We start from the raw sequence: 17,441 nt of genomic DNA on the forward strand, positions 1-17,441 counted from the left end.
GGGGTGCGCAGCAACCCCTCTCAATGCCCCATCAACCAATGCTGGTGCGGCCCAGGCAGGGTCCATACCCCAAACAGCATCACCAGCACCCCGCCCGCCACCCGCACACTGCGCCGTTTCAACAAAATGTTTACCCGTTCCGCGGCCAACCCGGTGGCCAGCAACACCGGCCAGGTCCCCAGCCCGAACGCCAGCATCAACGCCGCACTGTGCCCGGCATTGCCCTGGCTGGCGGCCCACAGCAACGTGCTGTAAACCAGCCCGCACGGCAGCCACCCCCACAAGGCCCCCAGCAGCAACGCCCGGGGCAGGCTGGACACCGGCAGCAAGCGCGACGCCACGGGCTGGATATGCCGCCACAACCCCCGGCCCAGCGCCTCGATGCGGGTCAGCCCGCTCCACCAGCCGGCCAGGTACAGGCCCATGCTGATCAACAGCAGCGCTGCCACCACCCGCAATGCCAGCGCCGCCGGGCTGCTGGCCACGGCCCAGCCGGCCAGGCCCAGCAGCAGGCCGGCACAGGCATAACTGAGAATGCGCCCAAGGTTGTAGGCCAGCAGCAGGCGCCAGCGCCGGCCACGTTGTTCGGGCGGGATGGCCAGGGTCAACGCACCCATCAGGCCGCCGCACATGCCCAGGCAGTGGCCGCCACCGAGCAGGCCGAGGACCAGTGCCGAGCCGAGCAGGGGAAGCAGGTCAGGCACGGGGCGGGGGTTCCTTGGCGCTGTCGGCCTGGCGCTCTTCAGGCTTCACCGCCGCCTGGTGGCGCGGGTCCTGGTCATCGAACAGGATGCTGTGGGCCGGGCCTTCGAGGTCGTCGTACTGGCCGCTGTCCACCGCCCAGAAGAAGATGTACACGGCCACGCCGACCAGCAGCAGGGCCGCCGGGATCATGACATAGAGGGCGGGCATGGCGTCTTCCTCCCAGGCAAGGACGCTTCGTGGGTTGGCACGCCCGAGGCCTGTGGCAGGCGGGTCAGGCGCAGGGCATTGAGCACCACGATCAGCGAACTGATCGACATGCCGATGGCTGCCCACACCGGGGTGATCCAGCCGAGCGCGGCGAACGGCAGCATCAGGCCATTGTACAGCGTTGCCCAGAGCAGGTTCTCGAGGATGTTGCGGCGGGTTCGCCGGGCCAGCTCGAAGGTTTGGACCAGCGCCGTCAGTCGGTTCGACAGCAGCACGGCGTCGGCGCTGGTCTTGGCCAGGTCGGTGGCGCTGCCCATGGCGATGCTGATGTCGGCGGCGGCCAGCACCGGCACATCGTTGACCCCGTCGCCCAGCATCAGCACCTTGCGCCCGGCCGCCTGCAACGCCTTCAGCTGGTCCAGTTTGTCGTCCGGGCGCAGGCCGCCGACGGCCTGGTCGATGCCCAGCTGGGCGGCCACTTCGGCGACCATCGGCGAGCTGTCGCCCGACAGCAGCAGGGTGCGCCAGCCGCGGGCCTTGCAGGCGGCAAGCAGGGCAGGGGCATCGTCCCGCAGGCGGTCGTCCAGGCCGAACCAGGCCAGTGGGCCCTGGCGGTCGCCGAGCAGCAGCCACTGGCCGCGCGGCTCCGGCACGCCGGGGATTTCCGTGCCGCTCAGGGCGCAGACGAAGGTGGCCTGGCCAATGCGCAGGCGCTGGCTTTCGACCAGCCCTTCCAGGCCCAGGCCGGGCACGCTCTGCACGTCGTCGGCAGGCGTGGCAGTGCGGCCGAAGGCGCGGGCGATGGGGTGTTCGGAGCGGTTTTCCAGGGCTGCGGCCAGGGCCAGGCAGCGGTCGGCGGGCAAGCTGCCGAGCGGGCGGATGCTGCGCAGGGTCAGGCGGCCCTCGGTCAGCGTGCCGGTCTTGTCGAAGATCACCGTGTCGATCTGGTTCAGGCCTTCCAGCACATGGCCACGGGTCACCAGCAGGCCGAGCTTGTGCAAGGTCCCGGTGGCCGCGGTAAGCGCCGTCGGGGTGGCCAGCGACAGCGCGCACGGGCAGGTTGCTACCAGCATGGCCAGGACGATCCAGAACGCCCGCGTCGGGTCCAGGTGCCACCACCACAGGCCGATGGCCACGGCGGCCAGCAGCGAGAACAGCAGGAACCACTGCGAGGCGCGGTCGGCGATTTCCGCCAGGCGGGGTTTTTCGGTCTGCGCCCGTTCCAGCAGGCGGACGATGGCCGACAGCCGCGAATCGTGGCCCACGGCTTCGACTTCCACGTGCAGCGTGCTTTCGACATTCAGTGTGCCGCCGGTGACCCGTTCGCCGACCCGGCGTGGTTGCGGCAGGTATTCGCCGGTCAGCAACGATTCGTCGATGCTGGAGCGGCCTTCGACGATGCGCCCGTCGGCCGGGATCACCGCGCCTGGCAGCACCTGCACGGTATCGCCGCGCTGCAGTTCGCTGAGCAGGATGCGCTCGCTGTGGCCGAGGGCGTCCAGGCGCAGGCAGGAGGCCGGCAACAGGTTGACCAGCTGCGCGGTGGCCGCTGCGGTACGTTCGCGGGCGCGGCGCTCCAGGTAGCGGCCCGTGAGCAGGAACAGGGCGAACATGCCCACGGTGTCGAAATACAGCTCGCCGCTGCCGGTCATGGCGGTCCAGATGCCGGCGCCGAAGGCCAGGCCAATCGCCAGCGACACCGAAACATCCATGGTCAGGTGGCGGGTGCGCAGGTCGCGAGCGGCGCCCTTGAAGAATGGCGCGCAGCTGTAGAAGACGATGGGGATGGTGAGGAACAGTGCCACCCAGCGCAGGATGGTGTGCAGTTCCGGTGACAGGTCGATGTTGAATTCCGGCCAGGTGGCCATGGTAGCCATCATCGCCTGGAACCACAGCAGCCCGGCCACGCCCAGGCGGCGCAGGGCGCTACGGTTCTCGCGGGCCAGTTGCTCGGCGGCCTGGTCGGGCTGGTAGGGGTGGGCGGCGTAGCCGATCTGGCGCAGCTCGGCGAACAGCCGCGAGAGTGGCAGCTGCTTGTCGTCCCAGTTCAGCAGCAGGCGGTGGTTGGACAGGTTCAGCCGCGCTTCGGCGACGCCGGGCAGGTTGCGCAGGTGCTTTTCGATCAGCCAGCCGCAGGCGGCGCAACTGATGCCTTCGAGCAGCAGGGTGGTTTCGGCCAGTTCGCCCTGGTGATGGACGAAGGCCTGTTGCACGTCGCTGCGGTCATACAGGGCCAGTTCGTCCTGCAGTTGGCGCGGCAGGGCTTCGGGGTTGGCGCTGTTGTCGCTGCGGTGCTGGTAGTAGTGCTCGAGGCCGCCGGCGACGATCGACTCGGCCACCGCCTGGCAGCCGGGACAGCAGAACTGCCGGGGCTGGCCGAGGACCACGGCGGTGAAGCGGCTGCCGGCGGGGACGGGCAGGGCGCAGTGGTAGCAGGGGGTGGGTTGGGTCATAAGGCAAGCACTGCTCAGGCACATAGTAAACCCTGTGGGAGCGGGCATGCCCGCGAAAGCGTCAGGCCTGAAAACACCTTTGCCTGAGCTATCGCATTCGCGGGCATGCCCGCTCCCACAGGGGGTTGCGGTGTTGCTACTGCTGGTGCTCGGCACCTTGCAAAGCTTCATCACCCAACTGCAAGGTCACACCGTGCTCGACCTTTTCTTCCTCGAACAAACGCCACACCTGGCCACCTTCGCTGCCCAGCAACTCAACGAAGCGGCGCCCGTCGACCTTGTCTTCCAGCTGCCCGACATAGCGCCCGGCCTCGACCCGGCTCAGCAGCACCTTGCGGTCCTTCTCCGGCTGGGTTGGCGAAATCAGGTTCAGCTCCAGGTTCTGCGGGCCGCTGTTGCCAGCCAGGCGCAGGTCCACTTCACCGGTCAGCTCGTCCAGGTGCAGGCTGGCTTTCAGGCCCAGGTTCTGCGCCAGCAGCTCGCGGTCCAGCGAGCGGTTGATGCCCTTGCCAGCTTCGTAGTAGTTGTCGTTGACCAAGTTGTCCGGGTTGTGCACGGCAATGCTGACCATGGTCAGGCTCAGGCACACCGAGGTGGCCAGGATGCCGATGATGATCCAGGGCCAGAGGTGCTTGTACCAGGGGCTGGTGGCGGTGGCGGCAGGCATGGTGGGTTATCTCTCTCAGCGGATCTGTGGGCCGATGAAACGGCTATCGGCTTCAACCTGGGCGTCGCTGTCGTCGGCACTCTTGAGGATGAAGGTGATCTTGTTGGTGGTCGATGGCAGTTTCTCGGGTGCGACCGACAGCTGCACCGGCAGGCTGACGATATCACCGGCCTCCACGCGAATCTCGCGTTGCCCTTCGAGCTTGAGGTCCGGCAGGCCGACGGCATCCAGTACGTAGACGTGGTCGCGCTGGTCCTTGTTCATCACCTTCAGGCTGTACACGTTCTCGATCCGCCCCTGGGCGTTCTCGCGGTACAGCACGCGGTCCTTGCTGACGTCGAAACCGACCAGCGAACGGGTGGCGAAGGCGGTGGCCAGGCCGATGATCATCACCAGCAGCACCAGCGCATAGCCGATCAGGCGCGGGCGCAGCATGTGGGTCTTCTGCCCGGACAGGTTGTGTTCGGTGGTGTAGCTGATCAGCCCTCTGGGGTAGTTCATCTTGTCCATGATGTTGTCACAGGCGTCGATGCACGCGGCGCAACCGATGCACTCGATCTGCAGGCCGTCACGGATGTCGATGCCGGTGGGGCAGACCTGCACGCACATGGTGCAATCGATGCAGTCGCCGAGGCCGGCGGCCTTGTAGTCCAGGTCCTTCTTGCGCGGGCCGCGGGTTTCGCCGCGGCGCGGGTCGTAGGAGACGATCAGCGTGTCCTTGTCGAACATCACGCTCTGGAAGCGCGCGTACGGGCACATGTACACGCACACCTGTTCGCGCAGCCAGCCGGCGTTGCCGTAGGTGGCGAGGGTGAAGAAGCCGACCCAGAAGTAGGCCCAGCCGTCGGCCTGGCCGGTGAAGAATTCGATGACCAGCTCGCGGATCGGCGAGAAGTAGCCGACGAAGGTCATGCCGGTGACGAAGCCGATCAGCAGCCACAGGCTGTGCTTGGCGAACTTGCGCAGGAACTTGTTGCCGCTCATGGGCGCCTTGTCGAGCTTCATGCGCTGGTTGCGGTCGCCCTCGGTGACCTTTTCGCACCACATGAAAATCCACGTCCACACGCTTTGCGGGCAGGTGTAGCCGCACCATACCCGGCCGGCGAACACGGTGATGAAGAACAGGCCGAAGGCGGCGACGATGAGGATGCCCGAGAGCAGGATGAAGTCCTGTGGCCAGATGGTGGCGCCGAAAATGTAGAACTTGCGCTCGGGCAGGTTCCACCACACGGCCTGGTGGCCGCCCCAGTTCAACCACACGGTGCCGAAGTACAGCAGGAACAGCACGGCACCACCGACCATGCGCAGGCGCCGGAACAGGCCGGTGAAGGCGCGGGTGTAGATTTTTTCCCGGGAGGCGTAGAGATCGACGGAGTCCTTCCCTTTGCTGGCAGGCGGGGTGACGTCATGTACCGGAATTTGCTTGCTCATCATCATGTCCCACGGCAGTGGAGAAACGCCGCGGCCAGTGCGTGCCGGCCGCAGTCTCGCGCAATCTGCTAGCGCTCTGCGGCCCATGATACGCCGCTGATGGCAGTATGGGGTCGCGCTGCGACCTTTAGTCGCGTTGGGTTTGTGGTGTGAATCGTGTTATGGCGGGTGTCAATTGATCCAGGTCATGGGGCCTGCAACAAATGTGGTTTCAGTACCGGCCTCTTCGCGGGTGAACCCGCTCCACAGGTACTGCGCTTGCCTCAGGACCTGTGCGATCCCTGTGGGAGCGGGTTCACCCGCGAAGAGGCCAGGCCTGCTTACTCGGTTTTAACCGGCTCAGCCTGCTGCGACAGGCTGTAAACATAAGCCGCCAGCAGGTGCACCTTGTCATTGCCCTGCAGCTGTTCCTGGGCCGGCATCTGCCCTTGGCGGCCATAACGGATGGTCTGCTGCAACTGAGCGAAGCTCGAACCGTAGATGAACGCCTGCGGGTGGGTCAGGTTCGGCGCGCCCATGGCCGGGGTACCTTTGCCTTCCGGCCCGTGGCAGGCCACGCAGTTGGCGGCGAAGATCTTCTGCCCGTTGTCGACATCGGCCTTCGCGCCTTCCGGCAGGCTGCGGCCATCCAGCTTGCTGACCACGAATGCCGCCACATCGGCCACGCCCTGGTCACCGATCACCTCGGCCCAGGCCGGCATCACGCCGTGGCGGCCGCCCATGATGGTGGTCTTGATGGTGTCCGGCTCACCGCCCCAGCGCCAGTCGCTGTCGGTCAGGTTGGGGAAGCCGAAGGCACCCTTGGCGTCGGAACCGTGGCACACCGAGCAGTTCGAGGCGAACAGCCGCGCGCCCATTTTCAGCGCTTGCGGGTCTTTGGCCACCTCTTCGATCGGCATGGCGGCGAACTTGGCGAAGATCGGCCCGAAGCGGGCGTCGGCCTTGGCCATTTCCTTTTCCCATTCGTGCACGCCGGTCCAGCCCGCCTGGCCGTTGGCAAACTCGGTCTGCTTGTCGTTGTCCAGGTACGAGTAGCCGGGCAGGATGCCTTTCCAGTTGCCCAGGCCCGGGTACAGCACCAGGTAGCCGAGGGCGAAGACGATGGTGCCGACGAACAGCCAGAACCACCATTTCGGCAGCGGGTTGTCGTACTCCTCGATGCCGTCGAAGGCGTGCCCGACGGTTTCGTCGGTGGCTTCTTCGCGCTGGCCCTTGCGGGTCGACAGCAGCAGCCAGGTCAAGGCGAAGATGGTGCCCAGGGTCAGGACGGTAACGTACAGACTCCAGAAGGTTGTCATTGTTGTTTGCTCCCAGAAGCTTTTGCGTGCTCTTGCTCGACGTGGCGGCAGGCCTCGGGGTCATCCGCGAAGGGCAGTTGGGTGGCTTCGTCGAACTCCTTTTTACGCCGTGGGTTGAACACCCACAGCGCCAGGCCCACGAAGGCCACCATCACCACGACGGTGCCCAGGCCGCGAATCATCCCGATGTCCATCAGCGTCACCGTTTGCTCTTGATGATGGTGCCAAGACCCTGCAGGTACGCGACGATGGCGTCCATTTCGGTCTTGCCCTTGACCGCGTCGCTGGCCCCGGCGATGTCGGCGTCGGTGTAAGGCACGCCGAGGGTGCGCAACACTTCCATCTTTTTCGCCGTGTCCTTGCCGTCGAGCTTGTGCTCGACCAGCCACGGGTACGACGGCATCTTCGATTCCGGTACCACGTTGCGCGGGTTGTACAGGTGCGCGCGGTGCCAGTCATCCGAGTAGCGGCCACCGACCCGCGCCAGGTCCGGCCCGGTACGCTTGGAACCCCACAGGAACGGGTGGTCCCACACGCTTTCGCCGGCGACCGAGTAGTGGCCGTAGCGTTCGGTTTCGGCACGGAACGGGCGGATCATCTGCGAGTGGCAGCCCACGCAGCCTTCGCGGATGTAGATATCGCGGCCTTCCAGCTCCAGCGCGGTGCGCGGCTTCATGCCTTCCACGGGTTTGTTGGTGACGTCCTGGAAAAACAGCGGGACGATCTGGGTCAGGCCACCGATGCTCACGGCGATGACCATGAAGAAGGCCAGCAGGCCTATGTTCTTCTCGACGGCTTCATGCTTCATCAATGCGCTCCCACGACGACGATCTTGGCGGCTTCCTCAGCCTGTGCCGGGTTGGCGGCACGTACGGTACGGAACACGTTGTAAGCCATCAGCAGCATGCCGCTGGCGAAGAACGCACCGCCCAGGGCGCGGACGATATAGCCAGGGTGGCTGGCCTGCAGGGCTTCGACGAACGAGTAGGTGAGGGTGCCGTCATCGTTGATGGCGCGCCACATCAGGCCCTGGGTGATGCCGTTGACCCACATCGAGGCGATGTACAGCACGGTACCGATGGTGGCCAGCCAGAAGTGCGCGTTGATCAGGCCGACGCTGTGCATCTGCTCGCGGCCATACAGGCGCGGGATCATGTGGTACACCGCGCCGATCGAGATCATCGCCACCCAGCCGAGGGCGCCGGCGTGAACGTGGCCGATGGTCCAGTCGGTGTAGTGCGACAGCGAGTTCACGGTTTTGATGGCCATCATCGGGCCTTCGAAAGTGGACATGCCGTAGAACGCCAGCGACACCACCAGGAAGCGCAGGATCGGGTCGGTGCGCAGTTTGTGCCAGGCCCCGGACAGGGTCATCATGCCGTTGATCATGCCGCCCCAGCTCGGTGCCAGGAGGATGATCGACATCACCATGCCCAGCGACTGCGCCCAGTCCGGCAGGGCGGTGTAGTGCAGGTGGTGCGGGCCGGCCCAGATGTACAGGGTGATCAGCGCCCAGAAGTGCACGATCGACAGGCGATACGAGTAGATCGGCCGCTCGGCCTGCTTGGGCACGAAGTAGTACATCATCCCCAGAAAGCCGGTGGTGAGGAAGAAGCCCACGGCGTTGTGGCCGTACCACCACTGGATCATCGCATCGGTGGCGCCGGAATAGGCCGAGTACGACTTGAACAGGCTCACCGGCAGCGAGATGTGGTTGACGATGTGCAGCATCGCGGTGACCACGATGAAGGCGCCGTAGAACCAGTTGCCGACATAGATATGCTTGGTCTTGCGCTTGACGATGGTGCCGAAGAACACCAGCCCGTAGGTGACCCAGACGATGGCCAGCAGGATCGCCAGCGGCCATTCCAGCTCGGCGTATTCCTTGGTGGTGGTGTAGCCCATCGGCAAGGTGATCAGCGCGCCGACGATCACCGCCTGCCAACCCCAGAAGGTGAAGGCGGCCATGCTGTCGGAGATCAGCCGGGTCTGGCAGGTGCGCTGCACCACGTAGTAGCTGGTGCCGAACAGCGCACAGCCCCCGAAGGCGAAGATCACCAGGTTGGTGTGCAACGGGCGCAGGCGGCCGAAACTGGTCCAGGGCAGGTCCAGGTTCAGTTGCGGCCACACCAGCTGCGAGGCGATGAAGACGCCGAGGCCCATGCCAAGGATCCCCCAGACCACCGTCATGATGGCGAACTGGCGGACGACCTTATAGTTATAAGCAGTCGGACTGATTGCTGTGCTCATTCTAAGGTTCCACGGTTTTTAATGTTCTTGTTGGTCGAAAATCGGCGCCAGTATTGATAACCATCAGGGTTACTGCAACGCAACTTTGGTACGCCGACCCGTGCCCGAGCCCGTTCACTGGTGTCCCGCAGTGATCGGGCACTGGCGATTGTACACAAATAAATATTTGTAATGTGTACCGTTTTTCGCCTTTTTCTGATCGATCGGTCAAGCTTTTTTTCGGGACGGCGACAGCGCATGCGCCGCGTCTGCTTCGCTCTTTTCAAGGCGAAGCCCACTGAGGCAACAAGCTTAGTTGTGTTCGGAGGGGGTGCAAGGTAGGGGGTGTGGCGGAGAAGAGCGGGGGCCGCTTTACGGCCCATCGCCGGCAAGCCAGCTCCCACAGGTACAGCGCAAAGCTTCAGCGCTGTGCAATACCTGTGGGAGCGGGCGAGCCCGCGAAGGGGTGTTACTTGGCGGTCAGTTCTGGCGAAGGTTGGCCCTGCGACAGGCTGTACACATAAGCCGCCAACAGATGCACCTTGTCGTTGCCCTGGAACGCTGCCTGCGCCGGCATCTGCCCCTGGCGACCATAACGGATGGTCTGTTGCAGCTGGGCAAAGCTCGAACCGTAGATGAACGCCTGCGGCTGGGTCAGGTCGGGCGCGCCCATGGCTGGGGTACCCTTGCCTTCAGGCCCGTGGCAGGCCACGCAGTTGCCGGCGAAGATCTCCTTGCCCTTGGCCGCGTCGGCCTTGCTGCCTTCCGGCAGGCTGCGGTCGTTGAGGCCGGTCAGCACGAACGCAGCCACATCGGCCACGCCCTGCTCGCCGATCACCTCGGCCCAGGCCGGCATCACCCCGTGGCGGCCGTCCATGATCGAAGCCTTGATGGTTTGCGCGTCGCCACCCCAGCGCCAGGCGTTGTCGGTGAGGTTGGGGAAGCCGAAGGCACCCTTGGCGTCCGAGCCGTGGCACACCGAGCAGTTGGAGGCGAACAGGCGGCCGCCCATTTTCAGCGCCTGCGGGTCCTGGGCCACTTCTTCCAGCGGCATCGCAGCGTACTTGGCGAAGATCGGGCCGAATTTGGCGTCGGCCTTGTCCATCTCCTTCTGCCATTCGTTGGCGCCGGTCCAGCCATTCTCATAACCCGGCAGAATGCCCTTCCAGTTGCCCAGGCCCGGGTAGAGGATCAGGTAGCCGACCGAGAACACCAGGGTGCCGACGAACAGCCAGAACCACCACTTGGGCAGCGGGTTGTCGTACTCCTCGATGCCGTCGAAGCTGTGGCCCATGGTCTGGTCGGTGGTGTTGTTGCTCTGGCCCTTGCGGGTGGCGAGCAGCAGCCAGGTCAGGCCAATCAGGCTGCCGATGGTCAGTACGCAGATGTACGTACTCCAGAAGGTGGTCATTGCCCGTTACTCCTAATCGCAGCAGTCATGGCAGCAGGTTCCTGCCCGGCAGGGGGCAGGCGGTCGTCGACGAAGGGCAGCAGGCGCGCTTCGGCGAAATCATGGTCGCGGCGGCGGTTGAACACCCACAGGGTGAGGCCGATGAAGGCGATCATCACCACCAGGGTGCCCAGGCCGCGGATCATGCCGATGTCCATTTCCATCGCAGTCACCTCTTGTTCTTGATCGCGGTGCCGAGCACCTGCAGGTAGGCGACCAGGGCATCCATCTCGGTCTTGCCCTTGACCGCGTCGCGGGCGCCGGCGATGTCGTCGTCGCTGTACGGCACACCGAGGGTGCGCAAGGTGCGCATCTTGGTGTCGGTATGGCTGTTGTCGACCTGCTGGGCGACCAGCCACGGGTACGACGGCATCTTCGATTCCGGTACCACGTTGCGCGGGTTGTACAGGTGCGCGCGGTGCCAGTCGTCCGAGTAGCGGCCGCCGACCCGTGCCAGGTCCGGCCCGGTACGCTTGGAGCCCCACAGGAACGGGTGGTCCCATACGCTTTCGCCGGCGACCGAGTAATGCCCGTAGCGCTCGGTTTCGGCGCGGAACGGGCGGATCATCTGCGAGTGGCAACCCACGCAGCCTTCGCGGATGTAGATGTCGCGGCCTTCCAGTTGCAGCGCGGTGTAAGGCTTCATGCCTTCCACCGGCTTGTTGGTGACGTCCTGGAAGAACAGCGGGACGATCTGGGTCAGGCCGCCGATACTGACGGCGAACACCATCAGCAAGGCCAGCAGGCCGACGTTTTTCTCGATGACTTCATGTTTCATCAGGCAGGTCTCCTCAAGCCAGCTGGGCGTTCGCAGGGGCGACATCGAGCGCCGGCGAACGCACGGTGCGCCAGGTGTTCCAGGCCATCAGGAACATGCCGCTGAGGAAGATCGCACCGCCGACGAAGCGCACGATGAAGCCTGGGTGGCTGGCCACCAGGGTTTCCACGAACGAGTAGGTGAGCGTGCCGTCGCTGTTGACCGCGCGCCACATCAGGCCCTGGGCGATGCCGTTGACCCACATCGAGGCGATGTACAGCACGGTACCGATGGTGGCCAGCCAGAAGTGCGCATTGATCAGGCCGATGCTGTACATGCGCTCCTTGCCGAACACTTTCGGGATGGTGTGGTACAGCGCGCCGATCGAGATCATCGCTACCCAGCCGAGGGCGCCGGCGTGAACGTGGCCGATGGTCCAGTCGGTGTAGTGGGACAGCGCGTTGACCGTCTTGATGGCCATCATCGGGCCTTCAAAGGTAGACATGCCGTAGAACGCCAGCGACACCACCAGGAAGCGCAGGATCGGGTCGCTGCGCAGTTTGTGCCAGGCCCCCGACAGGGTCATCATGCCGTTGATCATGCCGCCCCAGCTGGGTGCCAGCAGGATCAGCGACATCACCATGCCCAGCGACTGCGCCCAGTCAGGCAGCGCGGTGTAGTGCAGGTGGTGCGGGCCGGCCCAGATGTACAGGGTGATCAGCGCCCAGAAGTGCACGATCGACAGGCGATAGGAATACACCGGGCGTTCGGCCTGCTTGGGCACGTAGTAGTACATCATCCCCAGGAAGCCCGCGGTCAGGAAGAAGCCCACCGCGTTGTGCCCGTACCACCACTGCACCATGGCATCGGTGGCACCGGCGTAGACCGAGTACGACTTGGTCAGGCTGACCGGCAGTTCCAGGTTGTTGACGACATGCAGCATCGCCACGGTGAGGATGAAGCCGCCGAAGAACCAGTTACCGACGTAGATGTGCTTGGTGTTGCGCTTCATCAGCGTGCCGAAGAACACGATGGCGTAGCTCACCCAGACGATGGTGATCAGGATGTCGATCGGCCATTCCAGTTCGGCGTATTCCTTGGAGCTGGTGTAGCCCAGTGGCAGGCTGATGGCCGCCAGCAGGATCACCAGTTGCCAGCCCCAGAAGGTGAACGCGGCCAGGCCCGGTGCGAACAGGGTGGTCTGGCAGGTGCGTTGCACCGAATAATAGGAGGTGGCGAACAGGGCGCAGCCGCCGAAGGCGAAGATCACCGCATTGGTATGCAGGGGGCGCAGGCGGCCGAAGCTGGTCCAGGGGAGGTCGAAGTTGAGGGAAGGCCAGGCGAGCTGGGCGGCGATGAAGACGCCGAGCCCCATCCCGACGATTCCCCACACCACCGTCATGATGGCGAATTGGCGGACCACCTTGTAGTTATAGGCGGTACTGCTGGTTGTGTTCATGTATGGGTTCCCATCCACGGTTATTTGGCAGGCTTTACAGCGAGGCAAGCATGATTAATGGGCAAAGTGCCGGTATTGACGGGGATCAATGGGCGAAGGTCGGAAATGTCCCAGGCTTGCGCTGCGACCCTGCCCTTGTGCAGGGCCGGGACGGCTACAAGGGCTGCCTGATCCTGGCCCATGGCGCGGGTGCGCCGATGGACAGCGGGTTCATGGAAGAAATGGCGCAAAGGCTTGCGGCGCTTGGGGTCGCGGTGCTGCGCTTCGAGTTCCCGTACATGGCCGAGCGCCGGGTTGGCGGTGGCAAGCGGCCGCCGAACCCACAGAAGGTGCTACTGGAATGCTGGCGCGAGGTGTACCGGCAGGTGCGACCTTTGGTCGCGGGCAAGCTGGCGGTGGGCGGCAAGTCCATGGGCGGGCGCATGGCCAGCCTGCTGGCTGACGAACTGGGGGCGGATGCGCTGGTGTGCCTGGGTTATCCGTTCTATGCCACGGGCAAGCCGGAGAAACCGCGGGTGGAGCACCTGGCCGATTTGAAGACGCCGACGTTGATCGTGCAGGGTGAGCGCGATGCGCTGGGCAACCGCGAGGCAGTGGCAGGGTATGCGTTGTCACCTGCGATCGAGGTGAGCTGGCTGGTGGCGGCGGACCATGACCTGAAGCCGTTGAAGGCTTCGGGGTTCAGCCATGAGCAGCATTTGCAGGCGGCGGCTGAGCGGGTTGCTGCATTCCTGAAGGATTAATGCTGGGTTCTTCGCGGGCTTGCCCGCTCCCACAGGTACTGCACAGGCCCGGAAGCTTGTGCCCACCCTGTGGGAGCGGGCAAGCCCGCGAAGAGGCCGGAACAGGCCAGCGCTTAGTCGCGGTACTCGCACAGGTAAGCGGTATCGACCTTGACCTGCAGCTGGAACTTGCTGTCAGCCGGCACGTTGAACTTGTCGCCGGCATTGAAGGTTTCCCAGTTGTCGCTACCCGGCAGCTTCACGATCAGCGCGCCGGACACCACGTGCATGATCTCGCGCTTGGCAGTGCCGAACTCGTATTCGCCCGGGGCCATCACGCCAACCGTGGCCGGGCCTTCTTCACCCGCGAAGGCGATCGACTTGACGGTGCCGTTGAAGTACTCGTTGACCTGGAACATGGGCGACTCCTGAAAAGGGGGATGAAAAAGGGCTGGCCAGTATGCCCAAGCCCACTGGCTGCGTCATCTGCTTTCAGGGCTCTCGGCGGGCAGGCTCAACGGCAACAGCCGGGCCGTGTTGCGCGCATCTTCCAGGGCCCGGTGCTGCTGCCCGCAAAAGTGCATGCCAGCCAGTTGCAGGGCACCGTTCAGGCCGGCGGGGCGCTGCAGATGGCGGGCCTTGGCGAAGCGTTGCTTGAGGTTGATGTGCGGCAGGGTGCGCAACAGGCTTTCCAGGCCGTGCTGTTGCCATTCCTGGTGCAGTTGCTGGCGGTCGTAGTCGCCCCAGCTGACCCACGCCTGAAGCTGGCGCTGGTGCTGGCCGAGCCAGTGCTCGAAGCTTGCCCACACCTCGCGAAACGGCGCGGCACTGTCCACATCGGCCTGGCTGATGTGGGTCAGTTCACGGCAGAACGGGGTCAGCTGTGGCCGGCGCCGAGGCCGCACGAAGCGCTGGAAGTGGTCGACTTCGCGGCCTTCACGGGTCACCAGGCTTGCCCCGATTTCGATGATTTCCATCTCTGTGACCGGCCACCCACCATTGTCGGTGGTGGCTTCCAGGTCGATCACCAACCACTGGCCCATACCAGGCTCCCTTGCAGATCCTGCTAGAGCGTAGCCAAACTCGGCGCATCCGGCACCCCGTGGCAATTTGCCTGCGGCTTTGGCACAAAGGGCCACGCAAGCGGCAGTTGTGTCCGGCCCGGAAAACGCCTAGCTTAGGCGAACCTTGGCACGAACCCTGATGAATGTCCGTCTTGACTCCAGCACATCGCCACAAGGCCCTTTCTTTTCTGATGCTGCTGGCTGTGTTCTGGCTGGCGGCGCCGTCATGGGCGGCCGGTGCCGTCGAGGTGAAGGTGGGCGCGGCGCATTTCCCGCCTTATACCGTGCGCCCGGAGCAGGGCGCCGACACCGGCCTGCTGCCGCAGCTGGTCGAGGCGCTGAATCGCGCGCAGCAGCACTACCGCTTCGTTCTGGTGCCCACCTCCATCCAGCGGCGCTTCGGGGACTTCCAGCAAGGCCGTACCGACATGGCCATTTTCGAGAACCCGCAATGGGGCTGGCAGCAGATCGCCCACCAGACCGTGGACATGGGCCTGGAAGACGCCGAAGTGTTCGTCGCCCGCCAGGCCAACGCCGGCGACCCGCGTTACTTCGACGACCTGAACGGCAAGCGCCTGGCGCTGTTCAACGGCTATCACTATGCCTTTGCCGGCTTCAACTCCGACCCGGATTACCTGCGCAAGGCGTACAAGGCCACGCTGACCTATTCCCATGACAGCAACCTGCTGATGGTGCAGGCCGGCCGCGCCGACATCGCCCTGGTCACCCGCTCCTACCTCAGCGATTTTCTCAAGCGAAACCCGGCCAGCCAGGCGCAGCTGGTGCCTTCGCAGCGCATCGACCAGGTCTACCACCACTACGCCTTGCTGCGCCCCGATGCCCCTATCGACGGGCGGTCGTTCGCCGAGCTGCTGCGCGGCCTGCGCGACCGGGGTGAGCTGGCGCGCATTTTCGAACCGTATCGCATCACCGTCAGCGCGCCCAGCGACTAAATCGGCGGCTGCCGGCATCGTTCTCGACAGTGAGCCCATTCCTCATTTTCGCGAGTCAAGCCAATGCCGTTCGATGCCGCTTCGCCGCCCCAATTACCGCCACGCTGGCGCAATCTTGCTGCCGAGGAGGGCGACGGCTGGCTGAGCCTGGCCCTTGACGGCCGCCCGTTGATCCACCTGCGCCTGGAGGCGGGTGCGACGTTGCACCTGCAGCTTGAGCGGCTGTGCGCCGAGCGCCCTTTTCAGGCCTTGTGGGCCGCCTGCTATTGGCTGCTGTCACGCGACACGGCCTGCCAGCGCCTGACCTGGCACCTGCCAGAAGTGCCGGCGCAGGCGTTGGCCAGTGGCCTGCTGCTGATGACCGAGCAGCCCGGCCAGTACCTGTGCGAGCGGGCGCTGTTCTGGCAGTTGCCGCAGCCTTGGCTGGGGGGGGCGGCGGCTGCGCCGTACCCGCAGCAGATGCACCTCAGCCATGGCAAGCGCCACCCGCGCCGCGCGCCGAAACCCCATGGTGAAGTGTATCGGCGTTTCGATGCGCGGCTGGGCAGCTGGGTGTCGCTGCGCACCCTGCACCTCGAGGACGATCTGCCGCGCTTCAACCGCTGGCAGAACAACCCGCGGGTCGAGGCCTTCTGGCAGGAGGGCGGCACGCTGGCACAGCATCGCGAGTATCTGGCCAAGCTCGAGGCCGACCCGCATACCCTGACCCTGATCGGTTGCTTCGATGACGAGCCGTTTGCCTACTTCGAGGCCTATTGGGCCAAGGAAGACCGCATCGCCCCGTTCTACCCGGCCGACGATTACGACCGTGGCATTCACATGCTGGTAGGCGAGGAGCACCATCGCGGGCCGCACAAGGTGGCCAGCTGGTTGTCGGCGCTGGTGCACTACCTGTTCCTCGACGACCCGCGTACCCAGCGGGTGGTCGCCGAGCCGCGTGCCGACAATGGCAAGATGATCGGCTACATGCACGACCAGTGCTTCCATTGCGACAAGGAGTTCGACTTCCCGCACAAGCGGGCCGCGTTAATGATTCTGGGGCGCGAGCGGTTTTTCCAGCGCTGCGAGCTGGCTTGAAGGCACCGCGCTGCCCGCAAGCGCTGCGCACTACCAGTGGGAGCGGGCAAGCCCGCGAAGCAGGCGACACGGTGGATGGCACGGGCTTCGCCCGTGTTCGCGGGCAAGCCCGCTCCCACAGGGACCGCGCCAGCTTTCAGGCTTGGCGACTGGCCGTCTTGCGGCAATGCACCAGCGCATCGCGGATCATGAAGTTGACCAGCGTCGGCGACACCCCCAGCTCCTTGGCGATGTCCTTCTGCGGCACGCCATGCAGGCGGTACATCTCGAAGGCGTAACGGGTGCGCTGGGGCAACTGGTTCAGCGCCTCGGCAATGTCGTCCAGTGCGGCAAGGTTGATGTGCGTGGCCTCGGGGGAAGCATTCTGCACGACCACATTCAGGCCTTCCTCCTCGCTGCCGGAGTACTTCAGCTCCATGGCCTGCTTGCGGTAGTGGTCGATGGCCAGGTTGCGCACGATCTGGAACAGGTAGCTCAGCTGCGCCTTGAATGACGAGGTGATCTGCGGAGCGGCGCTGAGCCGGAAAAAGGCGTCCTGCACCACATCTTCGGCGCGCGACCGGCAGCCGGTGATGCGGGCAGCGATCTTGACCAGAATGTTGCGGTTATCGACGAAGGCCTGCAGTAATGGTGAATCGCACTTACTTGTGGATAGTTGTTCCGCCATGGAAATCACCTTGTCACATAGGAGAAAGGACGCACCCAAGTTTGGGAAGCTTCCTACGACGGGCGACAAGCTATGCAGAATGATAATGATTGTCAAATGCGAAATGTAATTAGTATCTGCATCTTTCGGTTCTAACGCCGCCTGTCTTGAGAGCCGCGTGCTGGCTCGCGCAGGGCTCCGCCTGGCAAGCCAGGCAGCGCTAATTTCTTCCCCGCTCCATCCGTTCCCCTGTGTACATCCGGCCGCCACACGCTGCCCGCCCCATGCTGGCGGGGCAGCCGGCCCGCCCCAACCAGACACTG

The 17,441-nt window shown here is 64.7% G+C and carries 19 protein-coding genes; 3 read left to right on the top strand and 16 right to left on the bottom strand.

The features are described from left to right. Window positions 1–20: 20 nt before the first annotated feature. From C6A77_RS14965 to ccoN (C6A77_RS15030), 13 genes are all read right to left on the bottom strand, one after another. Window positions 21–704, bottom strand: coding sequence for a sulfite exporter TauE/SafE family protein (locus tag C6A77_RS14965; RefSeq protein WP_114170168.1), 684 nt, complete (start codon window positions 702–704; stop codon window positions 21–23). After that, window positions 697–912 (bottom strand): cbb3-type cytochrome oxidase assembly protein CcoS, encoded by a 216-nt coding sequence (ccoS, locus tag C6A77_RS14970; protein ID WP_114170169.1) that lies wholly within the window; start codon window positions 910–912, stop codon window positions 697–699. Before ccoS ends, C6A77_RS14965 begins: the two co-directional genes overlap by 8 nt. Beyond that, window positions 891–3,365, bottom strand: coding sequence for a heavy metal translocating P-type ATPase (locus C6A77_RS14975; protein ID WP_114170170.1), 2,475 nt, complete (start codon window positions 3,363–3,365; stop codon window positions 891–893). The genes ccoS and C6A77_RS14975 overlap by 22 nt, the downstream gene beginning before the upstream one ends. 136 nt (window positions 3,366–3,501) lie before the next feature. Continuing rightward, window positions 3,502–4,032 (bottom strand): FixH family protein, encoded by a 531-nt coding sequence (locus C6A77_RS14980; RefSeq protein WP_114170171.1) that lies wholly within the window; start codon window positions 4,030–4,032, stop codon window positions 3,502–3,504. 15 nt (window positions 4,033–4,047) lie between these two features. After that, window positions 4,048–5,463 carry a cytochrome c oxidase accessory protein CcoG gene (ccoG, locus tag C6A77_RS14985; RefSeq protein WP_114170172.1) on the bottom strand — a complete coding sequence of 472 codons (1,416 nt, stop codon included), beginning with the start codon at window positions 5,461–5,463 and terminating at the stop codon, window positions 4,048–4,050. Window positions 5,464–5,783: 320 nt separating this feature from the next. After that, window positions 5,784–6,761, bottom strand: a complete 978-nt coding sequence (gene ccoP / locus C6A77_RS14990; protein WP_114170173.1) for a cytochrome-c oxidase, cbb3-type subunit III — start codon at window positions 6,759–6,761, stop codon at window positions 5,784–5,786. Continuing rightward, entirely contained in the window at window positions 6,758–6,955 is a 198-nt protein-coding gene (locus C6A77_RS14995) for a cbb3-type cytochrome c oxidase subunit 3 (RefSeq protein WP_114170186.1), read from the bottom strand. Before C6A77_RS14995 ends, ccoP (C6A77_RS14990) begins: the two co-directional genes overlap by 4 nt. A gap of 5 nt (window positions 6,956–6,960) precedes the next feature. Beyond that, window positions 6,961–7,569, bottom strand: coding sequence for a cytochrome-c oxidase, cbb3-type subunit II (gene ccoO, locus C6A77_RS15000; protein WP_114170174.1), 609 nt, complete (start codon window positions 7,567–7,569; stop codon window positions 6,961–6,963). After that, window positions 7,569–9,011: a cytochrome-c oxidase, cbb3-type subunit I gene (ccoN, locus tag C6A77_RS15005; protein WP_114170175.1), complete on the bottom strand. Its 1,443-nt coding sequence runs from the start codon at window positions 9,009–9,011 to the stop codon at window positions 7,569–7,571. The genes ccoO (C6A77_RS15000) and ccoN (C6A77_RS15005) overlap by 1 nt, the downstream gene beginning before the upstream one ends. A gap of 448 nt (window positions 9,012–9,459) precedes the next feature. Next, complete coding sequence (ccoP, locus tag C6A77_RS15015) at window positions 9,460–10,401, bottom strand: cytochrome-c oxidase, cbb3-type subunit III (protein ID WP_114170176.1); 942 nt, start codon at window positions 10,399–10,401, stop codon at window positions 9,460–9,462. Continuing rightward, complete coding sequence (locus C6A77_RS15020) at window positions 10,398–10,604, bottom strand: CcoQ/FixQ family Cbb3-type cytochrome c oxidase assembly chaperone (RefSeq protein ID WP_114170177.1); 207 nt, start codon at window positions 10,602–10,604, stop codon at window positions 10,398–10,400. Before C6A77_RS15020 ends, ccoP (C6A77_RS15015) begins: the two co-directional genes overlap by 4 nt. A 5-nt stretch (window positions 10,605–10,609) precedes the next feature. Next, window positions 10,610–11,218: a cytochrome-c oxidase, cbb3-type subunit II gene (gene ccoO / locus C6A77_RS15025; protein WP_112253019.1), complete on the bottom strand. Its 609-nt coding sequence runs from the start codon at window positions 11,216–11,218 to the stop codon at window positions 10,610–10,612. 13 nt (window positions 11,219–11,231) lie between these two features. Beyond that, window positions 11,232–12,656, bottom strand: a complete 1,425-nt coding sequence (gene ccoN, locus C6A77_RS15030; RefSeq protein WP_013973491.1) for a cytochrome-c oxidase, cbb3-type subunit I — start codon at window positions 12,654–12,656, stop codon at window positions 11,232–11,234. Between the two features lie 50 nt (window positions 12,657–12,706). On the opposite strand from ccoN (C6A77_RS15030), the gene C6A77_RS15035 reads away from it, so the two are divergent. Then, window positions 12,707–13,399 carry an alpha/beta family hydrolase gene (locus C6A77_RS15035; RefSeq protein WP_114170178.1) on the top strand — a complete coding sequence of 231 codons (693 nt, stop codon included), beginning with the start codon at window positions 12,707–12,709 and terminating at the stop codon, window positions 13,397–13,399. A 113-nt stretch (window positions 13,400–13,512) separates the two neighbouring features. On the opposite strand, the gene C6A77_RS15045 is transcribed toward C6A77_RS15035, so the two are convergent. Both C6A77_RS15045 and C6A77_RS15050 read right to left on the bottom strand, forming a co-directional pair. Beyond that, a complete protein-coding gene (locus C6A77_RS15045) occupies window positions 13,513–13,797 on the bottom strand; it encodes a pyrimidine/purine nucleoside phosphorylase (protein WP_054894773.1) in 285 nt (94 codons plus the stop codon). A gap of 63 nt (window positions 13,798–13,860) precedes the next feature. After that, on the bottom strand, window positions 13,861–14,421 hold the full coding sequence (locus C6A77_RS15050) for an exonuclease domain-containing protein (protein ID WP_114170179.1): 561 nt from the start codon (window positions 14,419–14,421) through the stop codon (window positions 13,861–13,863). 173 nt (window positions 14,422–14,594) lie between these two features. Here C6A77_RS15050 and C6A77_RS15055 point away from each other — a divergent pair, with 173 nt between their 5' ends. Together C6A77_RS15055 and C6A77_RS15060 are read left to right on the top strand one after the other, a co-directional pair. After that, window positions 14,595–15,395 carry an ABC transporter substrate-binding protein gene (locus tag C6A77_RS15055; RefSeq protein WP_114170187.1) on the top strand — a complete coding sequence of 267 codons (801 nt, stop codon included), beginning with the start codon at window positions 14,595–14,597 and terminating at the stop codon, window positions 15,393–15,395. A gap of 63 nt (window positions 15,396–15,458) precedes the next feature. Further along, entirely contained in the window at window positions 15,459–16,472 is a 1,014-nt protein-coding gene (locus C6A77_RS15060; protein ID WP_114170180.1) for a GNAT family N-acetyltransferase, read from the top strand. A gap of 136 nt (window positions 16,473–16,608) precedes the next feature. Here C6A77_RS15060 and C6A77_RS15070 read toward each other — a convergent pair whose 3' ends face one another. Further along, window positions 16,609–17,139, bottom strand: coding sequence for an RNA polymerase factor sigma-70 (locus tag C6A77_RS15070; protein WP_114170181.1), 531 nt, complete (start codon window positions 17,137–17,139; stop codon window positions 16,609–16,611). Between the last annotated feature and the right edge of the window lie 302 nt (window positions 17,140–17,441).

The sequence above is a fragment of the Pseudomonas sp. AFG_SD02_1510_Pfu_092 genome (genome assembly GCF_003331055.1).
In the GTDB taxonomy this organism is placed as follows: domain Bacteria; phylum Pseudomonadota; class Gammaproteobacteria; order Pseudomonadales; family Pseudomonadaceae; genus Aquipseudomonas.